The organism is Geobacillus sp. C56-T2 (genome assembly GCF_007829715.1).
Classification (GTDB): domain Bacteria; phylum Bacillota; class Bacilli; order Bacillales; family Anoxybacillaceae; genus Geobacillus; species Geobacillus icigianus.
In genome coordinates, this window is the sequence record NZ_VJWB01000001.1 from 376506 (window position 1) to 392514 (window position 16009).

Sequence of the window (16009 nt, forward strand, 5' to 3'; positions counted from 1 at the left end):
TTCATTTTTCGGAGGTCATCCTTTTTTCTTCACCTGAAAGCGTCCCTTTTTGCACAGAATGGTGGCGTTTGCCCGCTCATACATCCGATAAAGGGGATAAAGTGTGACGAGAAACACGACGATTGCTGGCACGTGTTCGATCACGGGCCAATAAGATGCTGCAAACGCCTTGATTTGGACTGTCAGGAAAAGAAACAACGGGACGATGCAGGCTGCGGCCAGCAGCAAAACTGGCGTGATTCTCGTTTCTTTCAGCTTCACATCGCAATACGGGCATTTCATGGTCCAAGGTGAAGAAAATTGCATGACATCTTTAACAGTAATCGGATTCTTGCACTGCGGGCAAGAGATGAAAGGATCCATCTTCCCGTTCTCCTTCCTCTATAAGATGCAGCTGTTCGTCGTCATTGAAACCGGCGAATATGATGCGATTTTGTCGTCATCAGGGCTTTTCGTCTGTTTCCACCCACTGTTTGAGAGCTATGAGCCGTTCATCCCAATACGGTTCAAAGAAGGAAAGCCATGTTTTCAATTCGGCAAGGGGTTCGGGATGCAATCTGTACCTCGTTTCGCGCCCGGCTCTTCGACGGCTCACTAACCTTGCTTCCGCGAGGATATGAATTTAGTGTTAAAAGCAAATGAAAACGAATGCAGCTCCCATCGATCGGGAATGATGTTCTGCCGTTTTCAATGAAAGGCGTTCCTTGTTATAATGAAAAACGTATGTTTCCGCCAAGCATAAGTCCGTTGTGACAAAGTGTACAATACACTCAAGAATGAAATCAAGCTGATTCATGTCGAAAAGGAGGGAACCCATTGGGCGGTGTGACGAACCATTCGTTTGTGGCAGAAGTTCATCAGTTGGATAAAAAAGGAATTGGACAAGCTGCCGTTTGGCATGAAGAGGACGGAAAGAGAAAGAAGATGAAACTGGCCATTCCGTCTACACTGCCGGGTGAGAAGGTGCGAGTCGTTGTCGATGAGCCAAAACGGCGCAGAGTTCAGGCGCGGCTGGAAGAAGTGATCGAGCCGCATCCGGAACGGCTTGCGCCACCGTGTCCGCACTTTGACCGTTGCGGCGGCTGTGTCTGGCAGCACTGGCATTATGAAGGGCAGCTGCGCCATAAAACGGAGCATGTGAAGGCGCTCTTGGAGCAACACGGATTTGACCCGAACGTTGTCCGCGGGACGATCGGAATGGAACATCCGTGGCATTACCGCAATAAAATGGAGTTTACGTTTTCTCCGGAAGGGTTGCTTGGACTGCATGAGCACGGGAACTTCCGGCAAGTCATTTCGTTGGAGACATGCCTCATTGCTGGCGAGAAGATCGTCAAAGCGGCCATGGAGGTGGCGCGTTGGGCACGCGATCATCGGCTGCCTGGGTATCATAAGGATACGCATGAAGGGTTGCTTCGCCATCTCATGGTGCGCGAGTCGTTTGCGACCGGGGAAGTCATGGTGGCCCTTTTCGCGACCGAGGCGCCGGAAGGGGATCTACAAGAAGCGGCAGCCGATTTGACGGAGCGGATCACGAAGGCGCTCCCGGAAGTGAAAAGCTTGCTTTGGCTGGAAAACCGGGCGTGGGCCGACCGCACTCAAGCCGAACAAACCCATGTGTTGGTCGGTCGTGATTTCATTTATGACGAGTTGTGCGGGTTTCGCTACCGTCTGTGGTTTGACACGTTTTTCCAAACGAACCCGGTGCAAGCGGCCAAATTGGTCGAGCTGGCGTTGGAGATGGGAAATCCGCAGCCGCACGAAAAAATGATCGACCTCTTTTGCGGGGTTGGCACGTTTTCTTTGCCGTTTGCCAAGCGGGTCAAGGCGTTAGCCGGCATTGAAATTGTGGAAACATCAATCGAATCGGCGAAACGCAATGCGAAAGACAACGGCATCGACAACACGTACTTTTTGGCGCGGGATGCCCGGCGCGGCATCGATGAGGTGCTCGAACAGTTCGGACGGCCGGAGCTGTTGCTTTTGGATCCTCCGCGTTCAGGGGCAGGCGGGAAGGTGATGCGTAAAATCGGCCGGGCGCAGCCGGAGCGGGTCGTTTACGTCTCGTGCAACCCAGAAACGTTGGCAGCAGATATGGTCGAATTGGTTCCATTTGGCTATACATTGAAAATCGTCCAGCCGGTTGATTTATTCCCGCATACCGCGCATGTCGAGTGCTGTGCGTTGCTGGTGAAGTCATCGTAAAAGGTCGTTTTCTGAAGTGAAAGCGGACGATGAAGAAGAGCAGAAGGTGGTAGAAAACCTGAGTTTATCAGCCATGAAAACCTCAGCGTCACGATCGAGGAAGATAGCCGTTTTTTTGCACATTCTTTCAGAAAGCCCTATCCCCTTTTCTGAAGGAATGTGCTATGTTTTTTTGTTGATGATTTTGGACGAAGATTTTGATCCGTGGCGGGATGTGATACCATTTCATAACCTAGTCGTTGATGCTGAAAACGTATGCTGATTGCGGGAAAGAAAATGCCTTCCCTCTTGTGAAGTGGTGCTCTTTATGTAAAAATTTACCTATTGAACCATCATGGATATTACCAACGTTACACATTGACGGCGGGGGATATTGCCTTTGAGTTGTCCGGTATCATCGCTGCTAAGAATGCCGTCAAATGAAGACGGGGAACAGGTTGTATCCAACGTTTTACTCCCTCTCGCCATCGCTGTTTGTTAGCCACTAGTTTTGGAGAACTCTAAACAACAAGGTTTGTTCATTAATTTTTGCGTCATGTTTTCGATGAAATCACTCCTTGGCATAGGGGAAAGAAAAGGGGTATATTTTTAGATAAAACTAATGTATAATATAATGTATAGAATATACAGAAAAAACAATAAGATGCTGATGGGCGGGATGAATGATGGATTACTCTATTTGCATCGATGATAAGGCCAGGGAATGGCTGAGGCAGAAAGGAAGTGTGTTGACCATTTCAAAGTTCCAAGCGAACCATTGTTGTGTTCCGGCATCGGAAGTGTGGATTGAATTTCAGAAACCTGAAAATGAAAACCTTTACAAAAAGATTGTTCAACACGGGATTACGTGTTTTATCGAAAAAGGACTGGAGTTTAAGCAAAACCATTTGAAAGTGAAACTGACCGGTCCACCCTTTTTTCAAACGATTCGGGTGGAAGGGTTCAAATATTTTTAAAGAGGGGGAGGACGAATGGAGGGAGATCGGTTGACCCGTTTTGCCCATGAGTTAGCGAACAAATTCACGTTATATTTTGATGTATACCGCGATGAACAAATCAGCGATTTCCCCCTCGCGTTTATTGCCCACTACAAGCGGAGAGACGAACGGTATATGGTAACAAAAAAGATGAAAGTGTACGGCGTGGAAAATCAACAACTTGTTTTTGCGACTGTCGCAAACGAACCCGTCTCGTTACCATTTGTCAGGCGATTTCAGGATGTCATTGATCACTATAAGCATCAATTTATTCAAGAACATACAGAACATATGTCCACGATTGTGCTTGGTCTGATTATTGCCGATGGCAAGCTCGATGACGCGGTTTTGAAGGAGGTGAGGAAGTTTCGAAAAGTGAAGTTTTTAAAATTCGGCTGGCATGGGTGGATTGAGACGTATATCGCCATTCTCCATCCTAATCAAAAAAACGTGCATATTCACCCGAAGGGAAGGTCTTTTGTCAAGTCGATCGAAACTCTAATGAGGGAGGATAAAATTAGCCTATGAGCGCGGTGGCCTTATTGCTAATTTCAGCGATTGCCTTTATTGTCGCTTATTTTACGTATGGCAAGTATCTTGACCGCAAGCTCGGCGTGGATCCAAACCGGACGACGCCGGCCGTGGAGATGGCGGACGGGAAGGACTATGTTTCCACCAATCGTCCCGTTTTGCTTGGACACCATTTCGCTACGATCGCTGGCGGCGGTCCGATTGTCGGTCCAATTTCCGCGGCGGTATTCGGTTGGATTCCGGCTGTGTTGTGGATTGTGTTAGGAAGCATTTTCTTTGGCGGGGTGCATGACTATGCCTCGCTGCAAGCATCGATCCGACACAAGGCACAGTCGATCGGCACGGTCATTAAAGAGTATATCGGCAAGCGCGGCCAAACCTTGTTTTTATCGTTCTCTACAGCGACCATTATTCTTGTTGTTGGCGTGTTTATTGTGTTGGTTGCCGATACGTTTGCCAACGTTCCGGCGGCAGCGACTGCTTCCATACTGTTTATTCTCGTCGCGATGTTGTTCGGCTTTTTTGTCAACCAAGTGCGCGTCAATTTTGTGTTGGCGAGCATCATTGGTGTCATTGTCATGTTCGCCTGCGTTTGGATTGGCATGGTGTTCCCGATTAAAATGAGCGCGACGTTTTGGGTGTTTTTCCTGATCATTTATTCTTATGTGGCGTCCGTGTTGCCGGTTTGGTTGCTTTTGCAGCCGCGTGATTATTTGAACTCGTATTTGTTGTATGGCATGATATTGGGTGGGTTTATCGGCATTCTTTTTGCGAATCCGACGCTTCAGCTCGCCGGATTCACCGGCTTTTACAATGAGAAGTTAGGTCCGTTGTTCCCGATTCTCTTTATTACGATTGCCTGCGGCGCGATTTCTGGTTTCCACTCCTTGGTGGCGAGCGGCACGACAGCTAAGCAGCTCGACAACGAACGAAGCGGCCGTTTTATCGCCTACGGTGGGATGTTGATTGAAGGATTTTTGGCGGTGATTGTTGTCTGCTCGGTAGCGTATTTGACGACGGAGCAGTTCACACAGCGACTCGTTGAGCTGGGTGGGCCGATTCCGGCTTTCTCTGCCGGTCTTGGGTATTTTATGAGCCATTTCGGAATCCCAGAAGCGGCAGGTACGACCTTTGTCGCTCTGGCGGCTTCAGCTTTTCTCATGACAACGTTAGATTCAGCGACACGGCTTGGGAGATACGGTGTGCAAGAGTTTGCGGAAGGAAGATCCAAGACGTTTGCCAACCCTCATATAGCAACAGGAGTGATCGTCGTCGGTGCGGCGGCGCTGGCGCTCTCGGGAACGTGGAGCGATTTATGGCCGCTGTTCGGTTCTGCTAACCAAATGCTTGGTGCGTTGGCGTTGCTGGCCGTCAGCGTCTGGCTTGTAAAAAAAGGGACGAAGTCGTGGTTTACGATCATCCCGATGATCTTTATGTTTATTGTGACGCTTTCTGCATTGCTCGTCTTCATGAGAACGAATTTCTTAAACGGGAATATTTTCCTTGTGGTTTGTGGGTTTATCTTGTTTGTCTTGTGTATCTTCCTCGTCATTGAAGCGTATCGCTCCTTTACGAAACCGAAAGATAAAGATACGACGGTCAAAGCGTAATAGAGTAAGGTGATGCTGGAGTTGCTGAACATCCCCTTTCGGTAGACGGTTGTCTATTGAAAGGGGATTTGTTCTAGGAGACCGGTGATTTAATGGCGTATACGGATTTACCATGTCATTTCTCAATTAGAAAAATCCTTGTTGTATCGGGCCTGCTTTTCAATCATTCTCCCATTGATGAAGGGAATCAGCGGTTTTTCACCAGCCTTCTAGGAGGCCAGTGATTTAGTGCAAAATACTGCTGAGTTCCACCCATTTGTCAATTAGAGAAACCTTGCAGAATCGGCTTTCTTTTCTGAATGAAAATGCCTCCAGTTGGTGTGTGACAGCGATTTTTCACCGGCCTTCTAGAGGGGGAGAGGACGGGGCTAGGAGGTGAAAAAGATGTTAGTATGATTGCCAGAGTTTTTGCCTTGTCTTTGATCAAAATGGCGACACATGGCGGTTAGTTGGGATTGTTCATGGTCAAATGGACGGTGTAAGTTCCCCTGCTTTCCTCGCTCAAAAAAGCTCTATGTTCGTCAAAACAGTAATGGCGTAAAACTTGCAAGAGAGTCAAGTGGTTGACCTGTTTCATTATAGGGCAAAAGAGGCCAATGGCCCCTTTTGCTTTTTCGGTTCAGCTATATCGATGAATGGCATTGGCCAGCAATTGTGGCAGCGAGGCGAGATCGTTCGGCCCGTAGGTGAAGCGGACGAGCGTCTCGTCGATGTCGAGCGCCTCGGCGAGCAACCCGGCCAATCCGCGCGCTTTGCGGTCGATTTCCAAAATGGTTTCGACTCCGTGCTCGGACACAAAGAAGACGGCTTCCAATTCGTCAAGGCGGCCCCGAAACGCTCCGCTTGCCGGGCGAAACTCGAACTCTTGGACAAACGGCAGCCGCCGCTGCCAATGGCGCGGCGCTTGTTCGCACTTCACATGGTGGAGGCGGAATCCAAGCTGACGGGCGGCTTCAAGAAACGCTGTGACGAGCGGATGCGGTTCGATGGTGAGGTAGTCCCGGTCTTGCGGATCCAGCGCCATTTGAATATCCAAGCCGGTTTGCAGCCACACTTTGGAAGAGCCGAGCGTCACCGGTGTGTCATAGGGCAGGGTGAATCGGAACGGGATCGTTTTTGTTTCGTTCGGCCTGATCGTCACCGAGTCAGACACTTTGTGTCGGGCGAGCACAGCTTTTTCTTCGAATTTGTGATCGTCGACTTCGCGAATATACGTCGTCACTAAGGCTAGATCAATTTTATCAATGTGCTGCTCCACGCTGCCTCCGCGAATTTCGACGACTCCTTCGACTGTTTCCCCTTGAGTGTATTGCGCTTTGGCAAGCTTCGTGTCGACCGTGGCAGATCCGATGCCGATGGAACTTAACAGTTTTTTGAACAATGAGTTCGCCTCCCTATCATCGATTTCAGTTGAGAATACGGAGTGTCCAGTCAAAAAGTTTCGTCCTTTCAAAAAAAGAGGGAACGGCACCGTCCCTGCCTGTCCCTTTTGGCTTGACAACAGCCGATAAACAGCGGAAAGCGTCTTCTTGCCCCCGATCGTATGGTTTGGCAAACCCGTATAGCTCTTTAGCCAAGTTGGCCAGCGGCAAGGCGATGCCGCATTCGTCATGTTTGAAGGAGCTCCACTGTTTTGGAAAACAAAACGGTTTTTGCTAAAATGACGTATATGGATGAGAAGGGCGGGTCAGCAATGAAACGGGTTATTCCTGTCGTTGGAGCAGCCATCTGCAACGAAGAGGGGAACGTTTTATGCGCGCTGCGCGCACCGAATATGTCGTTGCCGAACGTCTGGGAGTTCCCCGGCGGCAAAGTGGAAGAAGGGGAGAGTCCGGCAGCGGCTTTAGTCCGGGAAATTCGAGAGGAGCTTGGCTGCACGATTTCCATCGGCAAACTGTTGGCGGATGTATGCCATGAATATGAACACGCCATCGTGCATTTGCGGACGTATGAAGCCCGCTTAGTTGATGGGGAGCCGCGGGCGCGGGAGCATGCCGAGCTTCGGTGGGTGCCGCTCTCGCAGCTTCGTGATCTTAGATGGGCGCCAGCCGATCTACCTACTGTTGAGGCGTTGTTGGCGAAGAGTTGCTCATAGCCGAGCAAGATGTCGTCTCGTGGAATGGGGCGTCGACTCTATTGAAAGAAAAACGGTTTTTCCCGGAGGAAGAACCGTTTTTGATTCGCACTATGGTCTACAATGTGAACATTTGAACGGATGTCCGCAAATCTTCGGCCATTTTAGCGAGCATTTGCGAAGATGATGTAATCTCTTCCATGGAAGCGAGCTGCTCTTCAGCAGATGCTGCAACTTCTTCGGATGTGGCGGCATTTTCCCGCGCGATATCCGCTAACTGATGAGCGGATGCGGTGACTTGCTGGGTGCCGGCTGAGATTTGCTCGGCAATCGCGGAGATTTCCTCGATTTGCGGGGCTACTTCTTTCATATTTTGGACGATTTGTAAAAAGCGTTGGGCTGTTTGCGTAGAAATGTGAAGGCCACCTTCAACATTTTCGGTCACACGGGACATATATCGGACGACTTCTGTTGTGCTTTGTTGGATTTTCTCAATCAATTCCTCGATTTGTTTCGTCGATGATTGCGATTGCTCGGCAAGTTTTCTCACTTCATCGGCGACAACGGCAAATCCTTTTCCATGCTCGCCAGCTCGAGCGGCTTCAATGGCTGCATTTAATGCCAGCAAGTTTGTTTGGTCGGCGATGGTGCTGATTACATCAAGGATTTTCTCAATTTCTTCAGAACGTTTTTCTAATGACTTCACTATTTGATCGCATTCTTTGACAAGTTGGTGAATGGCGCTCATTTGTTCAACCGTTTGGTTGACGTACACTTCTCCTTCTTCTGCTTGCTTCGTCGTTCCCTTTGCTAACTCGGTGACTTGCATTGAGCTTTCAGTGATCCGCATAATCCCTTGGGAAATCTCCTCAAGCGACTCGACGTTTTTCTCGATATTCAAGGTTTGTGTCTCGGCGCCACCTGCGACTTGTTGAATCGCCGAAGCGACTTGTTCAGTCGCTAACGTCGTTTGATTTGCGCTCGCGGTCAGCTGTTCGGCCGAAGCGGCTACCTGTTCGGCAGTGCTTCTCACTTCCCCGACGACGTTTCTTAAATGAACAACCATATCATTCATCGCGGACGCCAGCTGACTAATTTCGTCCTTCGACTTAATGTTGAGCAATTGCGCCGACAAATCACCTGATGCAATCATTTTCATGCGGTTGATCACTTCAAAAATTGGTTTGACGATCGTATGGGCAATGAGCAAGGCAGTTCCTACGCTAACGAAAATAGAGATTATGCAGATAATGACGAGAAGTGAACGCAACGCGCGGGTTTCCGCATTGGCCGTTTCGAGTTGAAACATTGTGAAAGCGCATATGGCGATTAAGAATAAATTCGATACGACTGAAGCGCTTACTATTTTGACTCGAAGACTTTTCATGTTGATCCCCCATTTTGTCGTGATGTATTAGGTGATTTTTTGAAGCAGAGCTCTAACTTATACGTTTATCCCTCCTCGACACGGAGCTGACAAAAAACCTGCCCCTTACTGAAAAGGGCAGGTTGTACGCATGCGAACGTCCACCTATGATGGGAAATCTTCCTGAACATAGCGTGGAGAACGACTGGCTGGCGTGTCTATCAGATTGATAGGTGCAGCCTCTATAGCTTTGCGTTCCGCTTTTTCAAGCAGTTTGCCCGCTCCATATCTAGGAGGCGGTGATTTAGGGGGAATACTGCTCTCCAACCGTGTTTCTCAAACAGAAAAAACTAGAAACATCATCATTTCATTCGTTGTGATTTCTTACCAATCGAGCGAATCGGTTGTTTTTCACCAGCCTTCTAACTTTTTATGAAGTAATGGCACATCCTGTTTGATATTGCAAATATTATAGTAACATGTTTTGTAGGCAATTTAAATTACTATTTATTTCATTATTTGATAAATATATGGCTCTTCACCACAAAATGTACTTGACAAAAAACGTTTTTCATGATAAGAACGTCAAAAAGATTGATTACCATTTTTTTGTTATTTTTGTTCAACCGGGAGGGATAATATCATGTTTGTTCCTAAAAGTCAAGTACATCTTTCGGTGATGAACCAAATATATGGTAATTTTTTTATTTATCGGCTCTTCACCAAAAGTTGTACTTGATTTTCTCATCACGTACCTTACTTATGCAACCAAGAAAGAACAGGAAACTAATCATGTTTTGCATACACTTGTGCAGAGAAGTGAACCGTCTGTCAAGTACATGTTATGGTGATGAGCCTATTTATCTCTTCTTTTCCATAGTTCTGAAAAAAGACTCTCGTTTCAAACGTGTGAAAGGCAAAGACGGACAATCAGTGGGGAGCGAGTGTCGGTTGGTGTCAGTAAAAACACGTGATCGGGGAAAACCAACGCGAACAAGCCTGTTGCCCGCTGCCTTTACGGCAGCCCCAACAGGCTTGTTTTTTGCTGCTTAGCGGGCAGACGATGATGTTTCTGCGGCGGTGCACGCTTCGGCTAGGGTGAGGTCGGCGATGGCGTCCTGCAGCGTGACAAGACCGCGCTCATTCGGATTTTCGATCAGGCGGCAAAAGTCAAGAAAGCGCGCTTGAGCGATCGCTTCGTACCACCCGTGGCGGTCCGAGAGCACCACGGTGCGTTCGTACGGGATGCGCGGGGCGTCTGACCGTGGAACCGACGGCAACAGGCGGTCGGCCGCTTGCCTGATTTGTTCGATGGCGCGGGAGGACGGTTGTTTCGGAATGGCATCGAGCAAAGCGTCCATATGCGTCGCCTCATCGGTTGAGACGAGGCCAGAGACGGATAGCTGCATCGGGATCCAGCCGTCAAGCGTGATGCGTCCGCGCGTCGTATGAACGTCCCAATGCGTCGACTCCGGAGCGGCTGGGTCCATCGTAAAGCCGTGGTAATAATGGACGGGGACGCGTCGTCCGTTGCCTTCATGAATGATCGTGGCACCGACGCGCGGCCGTGTGCCGTCCGAATCCGTTAAGGCGAACCCTCGCGCTTCAGCCGCCTCGCCGAACCAGTCACGTCCGACTTCAAAAAAGTGAACGCCGTGCTCGATCAGGATGCCTCCGCTTCGCCGTTCGTCCCAAAACCAATGGCCTTCGGCGACGCGATGGGCGGCGTTGTGAAGGCTTGCGTAGTCCACCGCTCCGAGAAGCGCGCGGCGGATGAGTTGCTTGACAGTTTCGGTGAGCGGGTGGTAGCGAAGAACGAGATTGACGGCCAACGCTCGATTTTGGCGGGCGGCGAGCTGGCTGTTCGCCCGCAGCGCTTCGGCGGTGAGGCCGCCTGGCTTTTCAAGCAACACATGTTTTCCTTCCTCAAGCGCCCGCTTGGCCAGCGGCGCATGCAAATGCGGTGGGGTGGTGAGAATGACGATATCAACGTGTGGGTCGATGATCAATTCTTCCGCCTCGCGGTATTCACGCACGTCGCCCGCCTGCGGCTGACGGCGGCGATAGGCATCGATAACGCGCTGGCGCTTGGCGTCCGTCCGCCCAGCGACGGCGAAAAGATGAAAGGAAGGAAGCGGAGCAAGCGCGCCGGCGAGAAACTCCGCGAATGCGCCGGCACCGGCAATGCCAACATGGTAACGGAAAGATGAAATCATGGCGTATTCTCCTCCTCCCTCACATATATATAGCATTACCGATATTCATTATACCGCAAAGAATAACGAAGAAAGAGAGAATGAGAGGCGGAACGCTCCTTGCTAAGCGGTAAAAAAGCTCGCCGACACGATCCGACAATCATTTCACTTGCCATCGAAGAAGAAAATTATGTATAGTATTATTAGCAATCACCACAGCTGAGTGCTAGCAATCTACGAACAACTTTCATTCTCTCGTTCATCCGTCGATGCCATGTTGATTTTGGTGAAAAAAGATATGGAGGGATGAGGAAATGAAAGCATTGTTGCTGGCAGGAGGATTAGGTACACGTCTTCGTCCGTTGACGGAAAACATCCCCAAACCGATGGCCCCGATTGCCAATCGGCCATGGCTTGAACACCTCATCGTTCATCTTCGCGACCAAGGAGTCAACGAATTTGTCATCGCCGCACATCATTGTTCAGACGTGATCCGTCGCTATTTCGAAGATGGGAAGCGCTGGAATGTGAAGATTACATACGCGCTTGAACCGTACCCGCTCGGAACGGCTGGAGCGATCAAAAACGCCGAACGCTGGCTGAAGGAACGGTTTCTCGTGTTTAACGCCGATATCGTTCATTTGCCGCAATTGATCCCGTTGCTTGATTTCCATCGTCAACATGGCGGTTTGGCGACGATTGTCTTAACGGAAGTAGACGATCCTTCTTCCTATGGGGTAGTCGAACAGAACGATCGTGGGCAAATTTTACGCTTTGTCGAAAAGCCGCGCCGCGAGGAAGCCCCATCGAACCGGATCAACGCCGGCATGTATATTTTTGAGCCGGACGTGATGCGCTATATCCCGGCTGAGCGGGAAGTGTCGATCGAGCGTGAAACGTTCCCGCTGCTGATCGAGAAGAATGTCGGTGTATACGGCATCGTCAGCAACGGATACTGGCGCGATATGGGAACGCCGGCCCGCTATCGCCAAGTGCATTGGGATGCGTTGAGCCGAGTGTTTCCGATTCCGCTCAAAGGACGTGAAATTCAACCGGGCGTGTTTGTTGGGGAAAACGTGGAGATTGGGGCTGGCGTCTTGTTTGTGCCGCCTGTGCTCATCGGTGATCACGTGAAAATCGGTCCGCAGGCCGTCATTGGCCCGAATGCGGTCATCGGTGATCGTTGTCAAATTGGCGCCCGCGTCCATTGCGCGCAAACGATCGTTTGGGACCGCTCTGTCATTCGTGACCGCAGCCGTTTGCAAAATAGTATTTTCGGCTATCGGACGGTGACGCCGGCGGGAGAAGTGTTCGAAGATTCGATTATTAATCAGTTCAAGGAGGCGGTGCAAGCATGATTCGAATCGCCTACGTCAGCACGTACCCGCCGCGGCGGTGCGGGCTGGCGACGTTTACGGAACATTTGCGCCAAAGTATTGATGGCGTCCGCGGTCCGTCCGACGGCGACCGCATCATCGTGTTGTACAACGAAAGCGATGGCGATGACGCCTATCGCCACAACCCAATGTATTGGCCGCTTCCGGCGCAAAACCGCGCGGCGTATGCCGAGATGGCCAAACGGGTGAATGAAAGCGACATCGACGTCGTTTTATTGCAGCATGAGTTCGGTATTTTCGGCGGCGAGGCGGGCGAATACATTCTTGATTTCATCGCCGCGCTCCATAAGCCGCTCGTAACGACGTTTCATACGGTGTTTGCCGAGCCTGAGCCGCCATATCGCCCGATTCAAGAGAAAATCGCGACAGCAAGCGATGCGATCATCGTCATGAACCGGCAGGCGATCCCCTACTTAGTGAAGGCGTTCGGTCTGCCAAAGGAGAAAATCGTCTACATTCCGCACGGTGCTCCGGGTCCAAGCAGTGAAACTCGCGATTCGCTGCGTTGCCGCCTCGGATTTAGTGGCCGCAAAGTGATGTTGACGTTTGGCTTGCTCAGCCGCGGCAAAGGCATTGAGTCGGTCTTGGCCGCATTGCCGGGCGTTGTTCGCAAGGTGCCGGAAGCGCTGTATGTCATCGCTGGACAGACGCACCCTGAAGTGAAAAAGAGGGAAGGAGAAGCCTATCGCGACGAGTTGAAATCGCTCATTCACCGTTTGGGGCTTGAGCGCCATGTCCGTATGGAAGATCGGTATTTCAGCGAAGAGGAATTGATTGATTATTTGACGGCATGCGATCTATACGTCACCCCGTACCCGGGCATGCAACAAATTACAAGCGGCACGCTTGCCTATGCGGTCGGTGTCGGTCGTCCGGTCGTTTCGACGCCGTATGAGCATGCGCGCGATTTGTTGCAAGGTTGTGAAGAGCTGTTGTTGCCATATGGCGATACAACTGTCTGGGAAGAGCGGCTCGGGCAGCTGTTGGCCGACGAGGCGGCGCTCAAGCGATGGGAGGAAAAGATGCGCCAAATCGGGGCAACTACGCATTGGCCGCGCGTCGGCGAACAGCATGTCGCCTTGTTTGCGCGCATGTGCGCCGCGAAACGTGGGGAGGTGAAGACCGTTGGCATCGTCAGTCATTAAGTTCGATCATCTCGAGCGCATGACTGACGACACCGGGTTGCTCGAGCACAGCTTAGGCCGCATTCCTCGCCGCCGCGAAGGGTATTCGACCGATGACAATGCCCGGGCGATATGGGTGTGTTTGGAATGGCTCGCCCTGTGTCAAGACACAAAAACAAACGAGCGGCTCTATCGCCTGCTTGATCGCTATTTGGCGTTTTTGCTTTGGGCGCAAAATGAGGATGGCACGTTCCATAACAACTTTTTCTTTGATCGGACAAAGGAGGAAGAAACTCCATCGGATGACTGCTTTGGTCGCTCGTTTTGGGCGGCGGCCATGGCGTACGTCCGCCTTCGTGATCCGGCGCGGCGCGAGGCGGCGGCTGAGATGTTGCGGCGAGCTATGCCGGCGGCATGGGGGCTTCGGTCGTTGCGAGGCTCGGCTTGGGGATTGGCGGCTTGCGGGGTGTTGCTGACGGAAGGCCGCCCTCCAGGCGTCGATGAGCAGGAAGCGTCCGCGTTGGCGGCACGATTCGAAGAGCGGCTCCTATCAGCGTACGCAAGCAACGCTGATGCCCGCTGGCGATGGTATGAACCGGAGCTGACGTACGCCAACGGGGTGCTGCCGTGGGCGCTTTGGACGGCGTATCGGCGCGCGCCGCGCCATGAGGTAAGGGAAGTGGCGGAAAAAAGTCTTGCTTTCCTTATTGACAACATGAGCGGACCGGGAGGGATCATCCGCCCGATCGGCAACCGCGGTTGGTGCAATCGCCGCTATCGCGCCGATTGGGACCAGCAGCCGCTTGATGTGATGAAGCTCGCTTTGGCGGCGCGCGAAGCGTATTGGGCAACGGACGACGGCCGGTATCGGGATGTCGTCCGCCGCTGCCTTGCCTGGTTTTACGGGGAAAACGATGGCAAGGCGCCGCTGGCCGATCCGAGCGACGGCAGCTGTTGTGACGGGCTTGGTCCGAACGGTCCGAACCCGAATCGGGGGGCGGAATCCACACTATCGTACTTGTTGACCGCAGCGATCGCACAATCCATTTCCGTGGAGGTGGCTGTTGATGAACTCGTTCACTACAAAACCGTTCGCATGGCCGGCGCACGTGTTTAAAGAGTACGATATTCGCGGACGAGCCGGCGAGGAGCTCGATGAGTCGTTCGCATATTGGCTCGGACGGGCTTTTGCCGATATGATGCAAAAGGAAGGGGAGAAAAAGGCGGTTGTTGCCCATGACAACCGTCTGTCATCCCCTAGGCTGCATCGAGCGCTCAAAGACGGGCTGCTCGATGGCGGCTGCGATGTTGTCGATATCGGACTTTCGACGACACCGATGTTTTACTACAGCTTATATTACACGAACATCCCCTGCGGCATGATCGTCACCGCCAGCCATAACCCGGGCGATGAGAATGGATTTAAAATCGCCATGGGAAAAACGACGATTTACGGCGAACGTATTCAGGCGCTCCGCCAAGCGATGGAGCGGCTCAGTCAAGAACAGCCGCAACCAGCGGCGCGCGGGCGCGAGGAGACGTTCGATCTTGTTCCGGCCTATATTGGCATGCTCAAAGAGAAGATTCAGCTTGGCCCCCGCAAGTTGAAGGTGGTTGTTGACTGCGGCAACGGCACTCCGTCGATCATTGCGCCGCAAGTGCTCAAAGAGTGGGGATGCGATGTCATCCCGCTTTATTGCGAATCCGATCCGACGTTCCCGAACCATCATCCGGATCCGGTCGTACCGGAAAACTTGACGGATTTGATTGAAACGGTGCGCAAAGAGAACGCGGATCTCGGCATCGCCTTTGATGGCGATGGCGACCGAATCGGAGTCGTCGATGAAACAGGAACCATTCGCTGGGGCGATCAGCTGATGGTGCTGTTCTGGCGCGAGATTCTCAAGCGCCATCCGGGAGCGGCGGCGCCGGTTGAAGTGAAATGTTCGCAGGCGCTTGTCGAAGAAATTGAACGGCTCGGCGGAAAGCCGTTCTTCCATCGGACGGGCCACTCGCATGTGAAGGCGACGCTGCGTCGCCGTCCAGACATCCCGTTTGCTGGCGAAATGTCTGGCCATTTGTTCTTTAATGATGAGTTTTACGGCTATGACGACGCTTTGTACGCCGCCGGGCGGTTGCTCCGTCTCTTGTCGCACGGCGAGCGCCCATTGTCCCAATGGTTTGCCGATGTTCCCCATTACGTGGCGACGCCGGAGACGCGCGTGGCTTGCCCAGAAGAGAAGAAAACAGATGCCATTGCCGCAGTGAAACAGCGATTCGCTGGCCGCTATCCGGTTGTTGATGTGGATGGCGCTCGCATCCAGTTTCCGGAAGGTTGGGGATTGGTGCGGCCATCAAACACGCAGCCCATCCTTGTCTTGCGCGCCGAGGCGAAGACGAAGGAGGCATTGGCCGAGATCAAGCGTGAACTTGCCGATGGTTTGCGGCCGTTTGGGCTGCGGGTGGATTGGTAAATTTTTTGGGGCTAAGGGTGTTTTTATTTGGAAGAAGGTTTGAAGCCGCTCACGCG

Annotated in this window: 14 protein-coding genes and 1 riboswitch; of the genes, 10 read left to right on the forward strand and 4 right to left on the reverse strand. The window is 51.7% G+C overall.

Translation table 11 applies throughout. The features are described 5' to 3' along the window. Window positions 1–15: 15 nt before the first annotated feature. Window positions 16–363: a hypothetical protein gene (locus tag GC56T2_RS01900; RefSeq protein ID WP_144972640.1), complete on the reverse strand. Its 348-nt coding sequence runs from the start codon at window positions 361–363 to the stop codon at window positions 16–18. A gap of 453 nt (window positions 364–816) precedes the next feature. Here GC56T2_RS01900 and rlmD point away from each other — a divergent pair, with 453 nt between their 5' ends. The 5 genes from rlmD to GC56T2_RS01925 all read left to right on the forward strand — a co-directional run bounded on the left by rlmD (window position 817) and on the right by GC56T2_RS01925 (window position 5323). Beyond that, window positions 817–2205: a 23S rRNA (uracil(1939)-C(5))-methyltransferase RlmD gene (rlmD, locus tag GC56T2_RS01910; RefSeq protein WP_144972642.1), complete on the forward strand. Its 1389-nt coding sequence runs from the start codon at window positions 817–819 to the stop codon at window positions 2203–2205. 16 nt (window positions 2206–2221) lie between these two features. Then, on the forward strand, window positions 2222–2467 hold the full coding sequence (locus GC56T2_RS01915; protein WP_144972644.1) for a hypothetical protein: 246 nt from the start codon (window positions 2222–2224) through the stop codon (window positions 2465–2467). Window positions 2468–2870: 403 nt separating this feature from the next. Further along, complete coding sequence (locus GC56T2_RS18305; RefSeq protein WP_322310778.1) at window positions 2871–3161, forward strand: CC/Se motif family (seleno)protein; 291 nt, start codon at window positions 2871–2873, stop codon at window positions 3159–3161. A gap of 15 nt (window positions 3162–3176) precedes the next feature. Further along, on the forward strand, window positions 3177–3710 hold the full coding sequence (locus tag GC56T2_RS01920; RefSeq protein ID WP_144972646.1) for a DUF8052 family protein: 534 nt from the start codon (window positions 3177–3179) through the stop codon (window positions 3708–3710). Beyond that, window positions 3707–5323 carry a carbon starvation CstA family protein gene (locus tag GC56T2_RS01925; RefSeq protein WP_144972648.1) on the forward strand — a complete coding sequence of 539 codons (1617 nt, stop codon included), beginning with the start codon at window positions 3707–3709 and terminating at the stop codon, window positions 5321–5323. Before GC56T2_RS01920 ends, GC56T2_RS01925 begins: the two co-directional genes overlap by 4 nt. A gap of 619 nt (window positions 5324–5942) precedes the next feature. Here the strand turns inward: GC56T2_RS01925 and GC56T2_RS01930 are convergent. After that, a complete protein-coding gene (locus tag GC56T2_RS01930) occupies window positions 5943–6704 on the reverse strand; it encodes a sporulation protein (RefSeq protein WP_144972650.1) in 762 nt (253 codons plus the stop codon). Between the two features lie 312 nt (window positions 6705–7016). On the opposite strand from GC56T2_RS01930, the gene GC56T2_RS01935 reads away from it, so the two are divergent. Continuing rightward, a complete protein-coding gene (locus tag GC56T2_RS01935; RefSeq protein ID WP_144972653.1) occupies window positions 7017–7418 on the forward strand; it encodes a (deoxy)nucleoside triphosphate pyrophosphohydrolase in 402 nt (133 codons plus the stop codon). A gap of 97 nt (window positions 7419–7515) precedes the next feature. Here the strand turns inward: GC56T2_RS01935 and GC56T2_RS01940 are convergent, their stop codons facing one another. Next, window positions 7516–8607: a methyl-accepting chemotaxis protein gene (locus GC56T2_RS01940; RefSeq protein ID WP_255515992.1), complete on the reverse strand. Its 1092-nt coding sequence runs from the start codon at window positions 8605–8607 to the stop codon at window positions 7516–7518. 353 nt (window positions 8608–8960) lie between these two features. Continuing rightward, window positions 8961–9052: riboswitch (cyclic di-GMP riboswitch) on the reverse strand. A gap of 760 nt (window positions 9053–9812) precedes the next feature. Beyond that, complete coding sequence (locus tag GC56T2_RS01945) at window positions 9813–10979, reverse strand: Gfo/Idh/MocA family protein (RefSeq protein WP_144972657.1); 1167 nt, start codon at window positions 10977–10979, stop codon at window positions 9813–9815. 293 nt (window positions 10980–11272) lie between these two features. On the opposite strand from GC56T2_RS01945, the gene GC56T2_RS01950 reads away from it, so the two are divergent. The 4 genes from GC56T2_RS01950 to GC56T2_RS01965 are packed head-to-tail and all read left to right on the forward strand — an operon-like array spanning window position 11273 to window position 15953. Next, window positions 11273–12316 carry a nucleotidyltransferase family protein gene (locus tag GC56T2_RS01950; RefSeq protein ID WP_144972659.1) on the forward strand — a complete coding sequence of 348 codons (1044 nt, stop codon included), beginning with the start codon at window positions 11273–11275 and terminating at the stop codon, window positions 12314–12316. Then, window positions 12313–13500: a glycosyltransferase family 4 protein gene (locus GC56T2_RS01955; RefSeq protein ID WP_144972661.1), complete on the forward strand. Its 1188-nt coding sequence runs from the start codon at window positions 12313–12315 to the stop codon at window positions 13498–13500. The genes GC56T2_RS01950 and GC56T2_RS01955 overlap by 4 nt, the downstream gene beginning before the upstream one ends. Next, window positions 13481–14596: a glycosyl transferase gene (locus GC56T2_RS01960; protein WP_144972663.1), complete on the forward strand. Its 1116-nt coding sequence runs from the start codon at window positions 13481–13483 to the stop codon at window positions 14594–14596. Before GC56T2_RS01955 ends, GC56T2_RS01960 begins: the two co-directional genes overlap by 20 nt. Further along, window positions 14547–15953 (forward strand): phosphomannomutase/phosphoglucomutase, encoded by a 1407-nt coding sequence (locus GC56T2_RS01965; RefSeq protein WP_144972665.1) that lies wholly within the window; start codon window positions 14547–14549, stop codon window positions 15951–15953. Before GC56T2_RS01960 ends, GC56T2_RS01965 begins: the two co-directional genes overlap by 50 nt. Window positions 15954–16009: the final 56 nt, after the last annotated feature.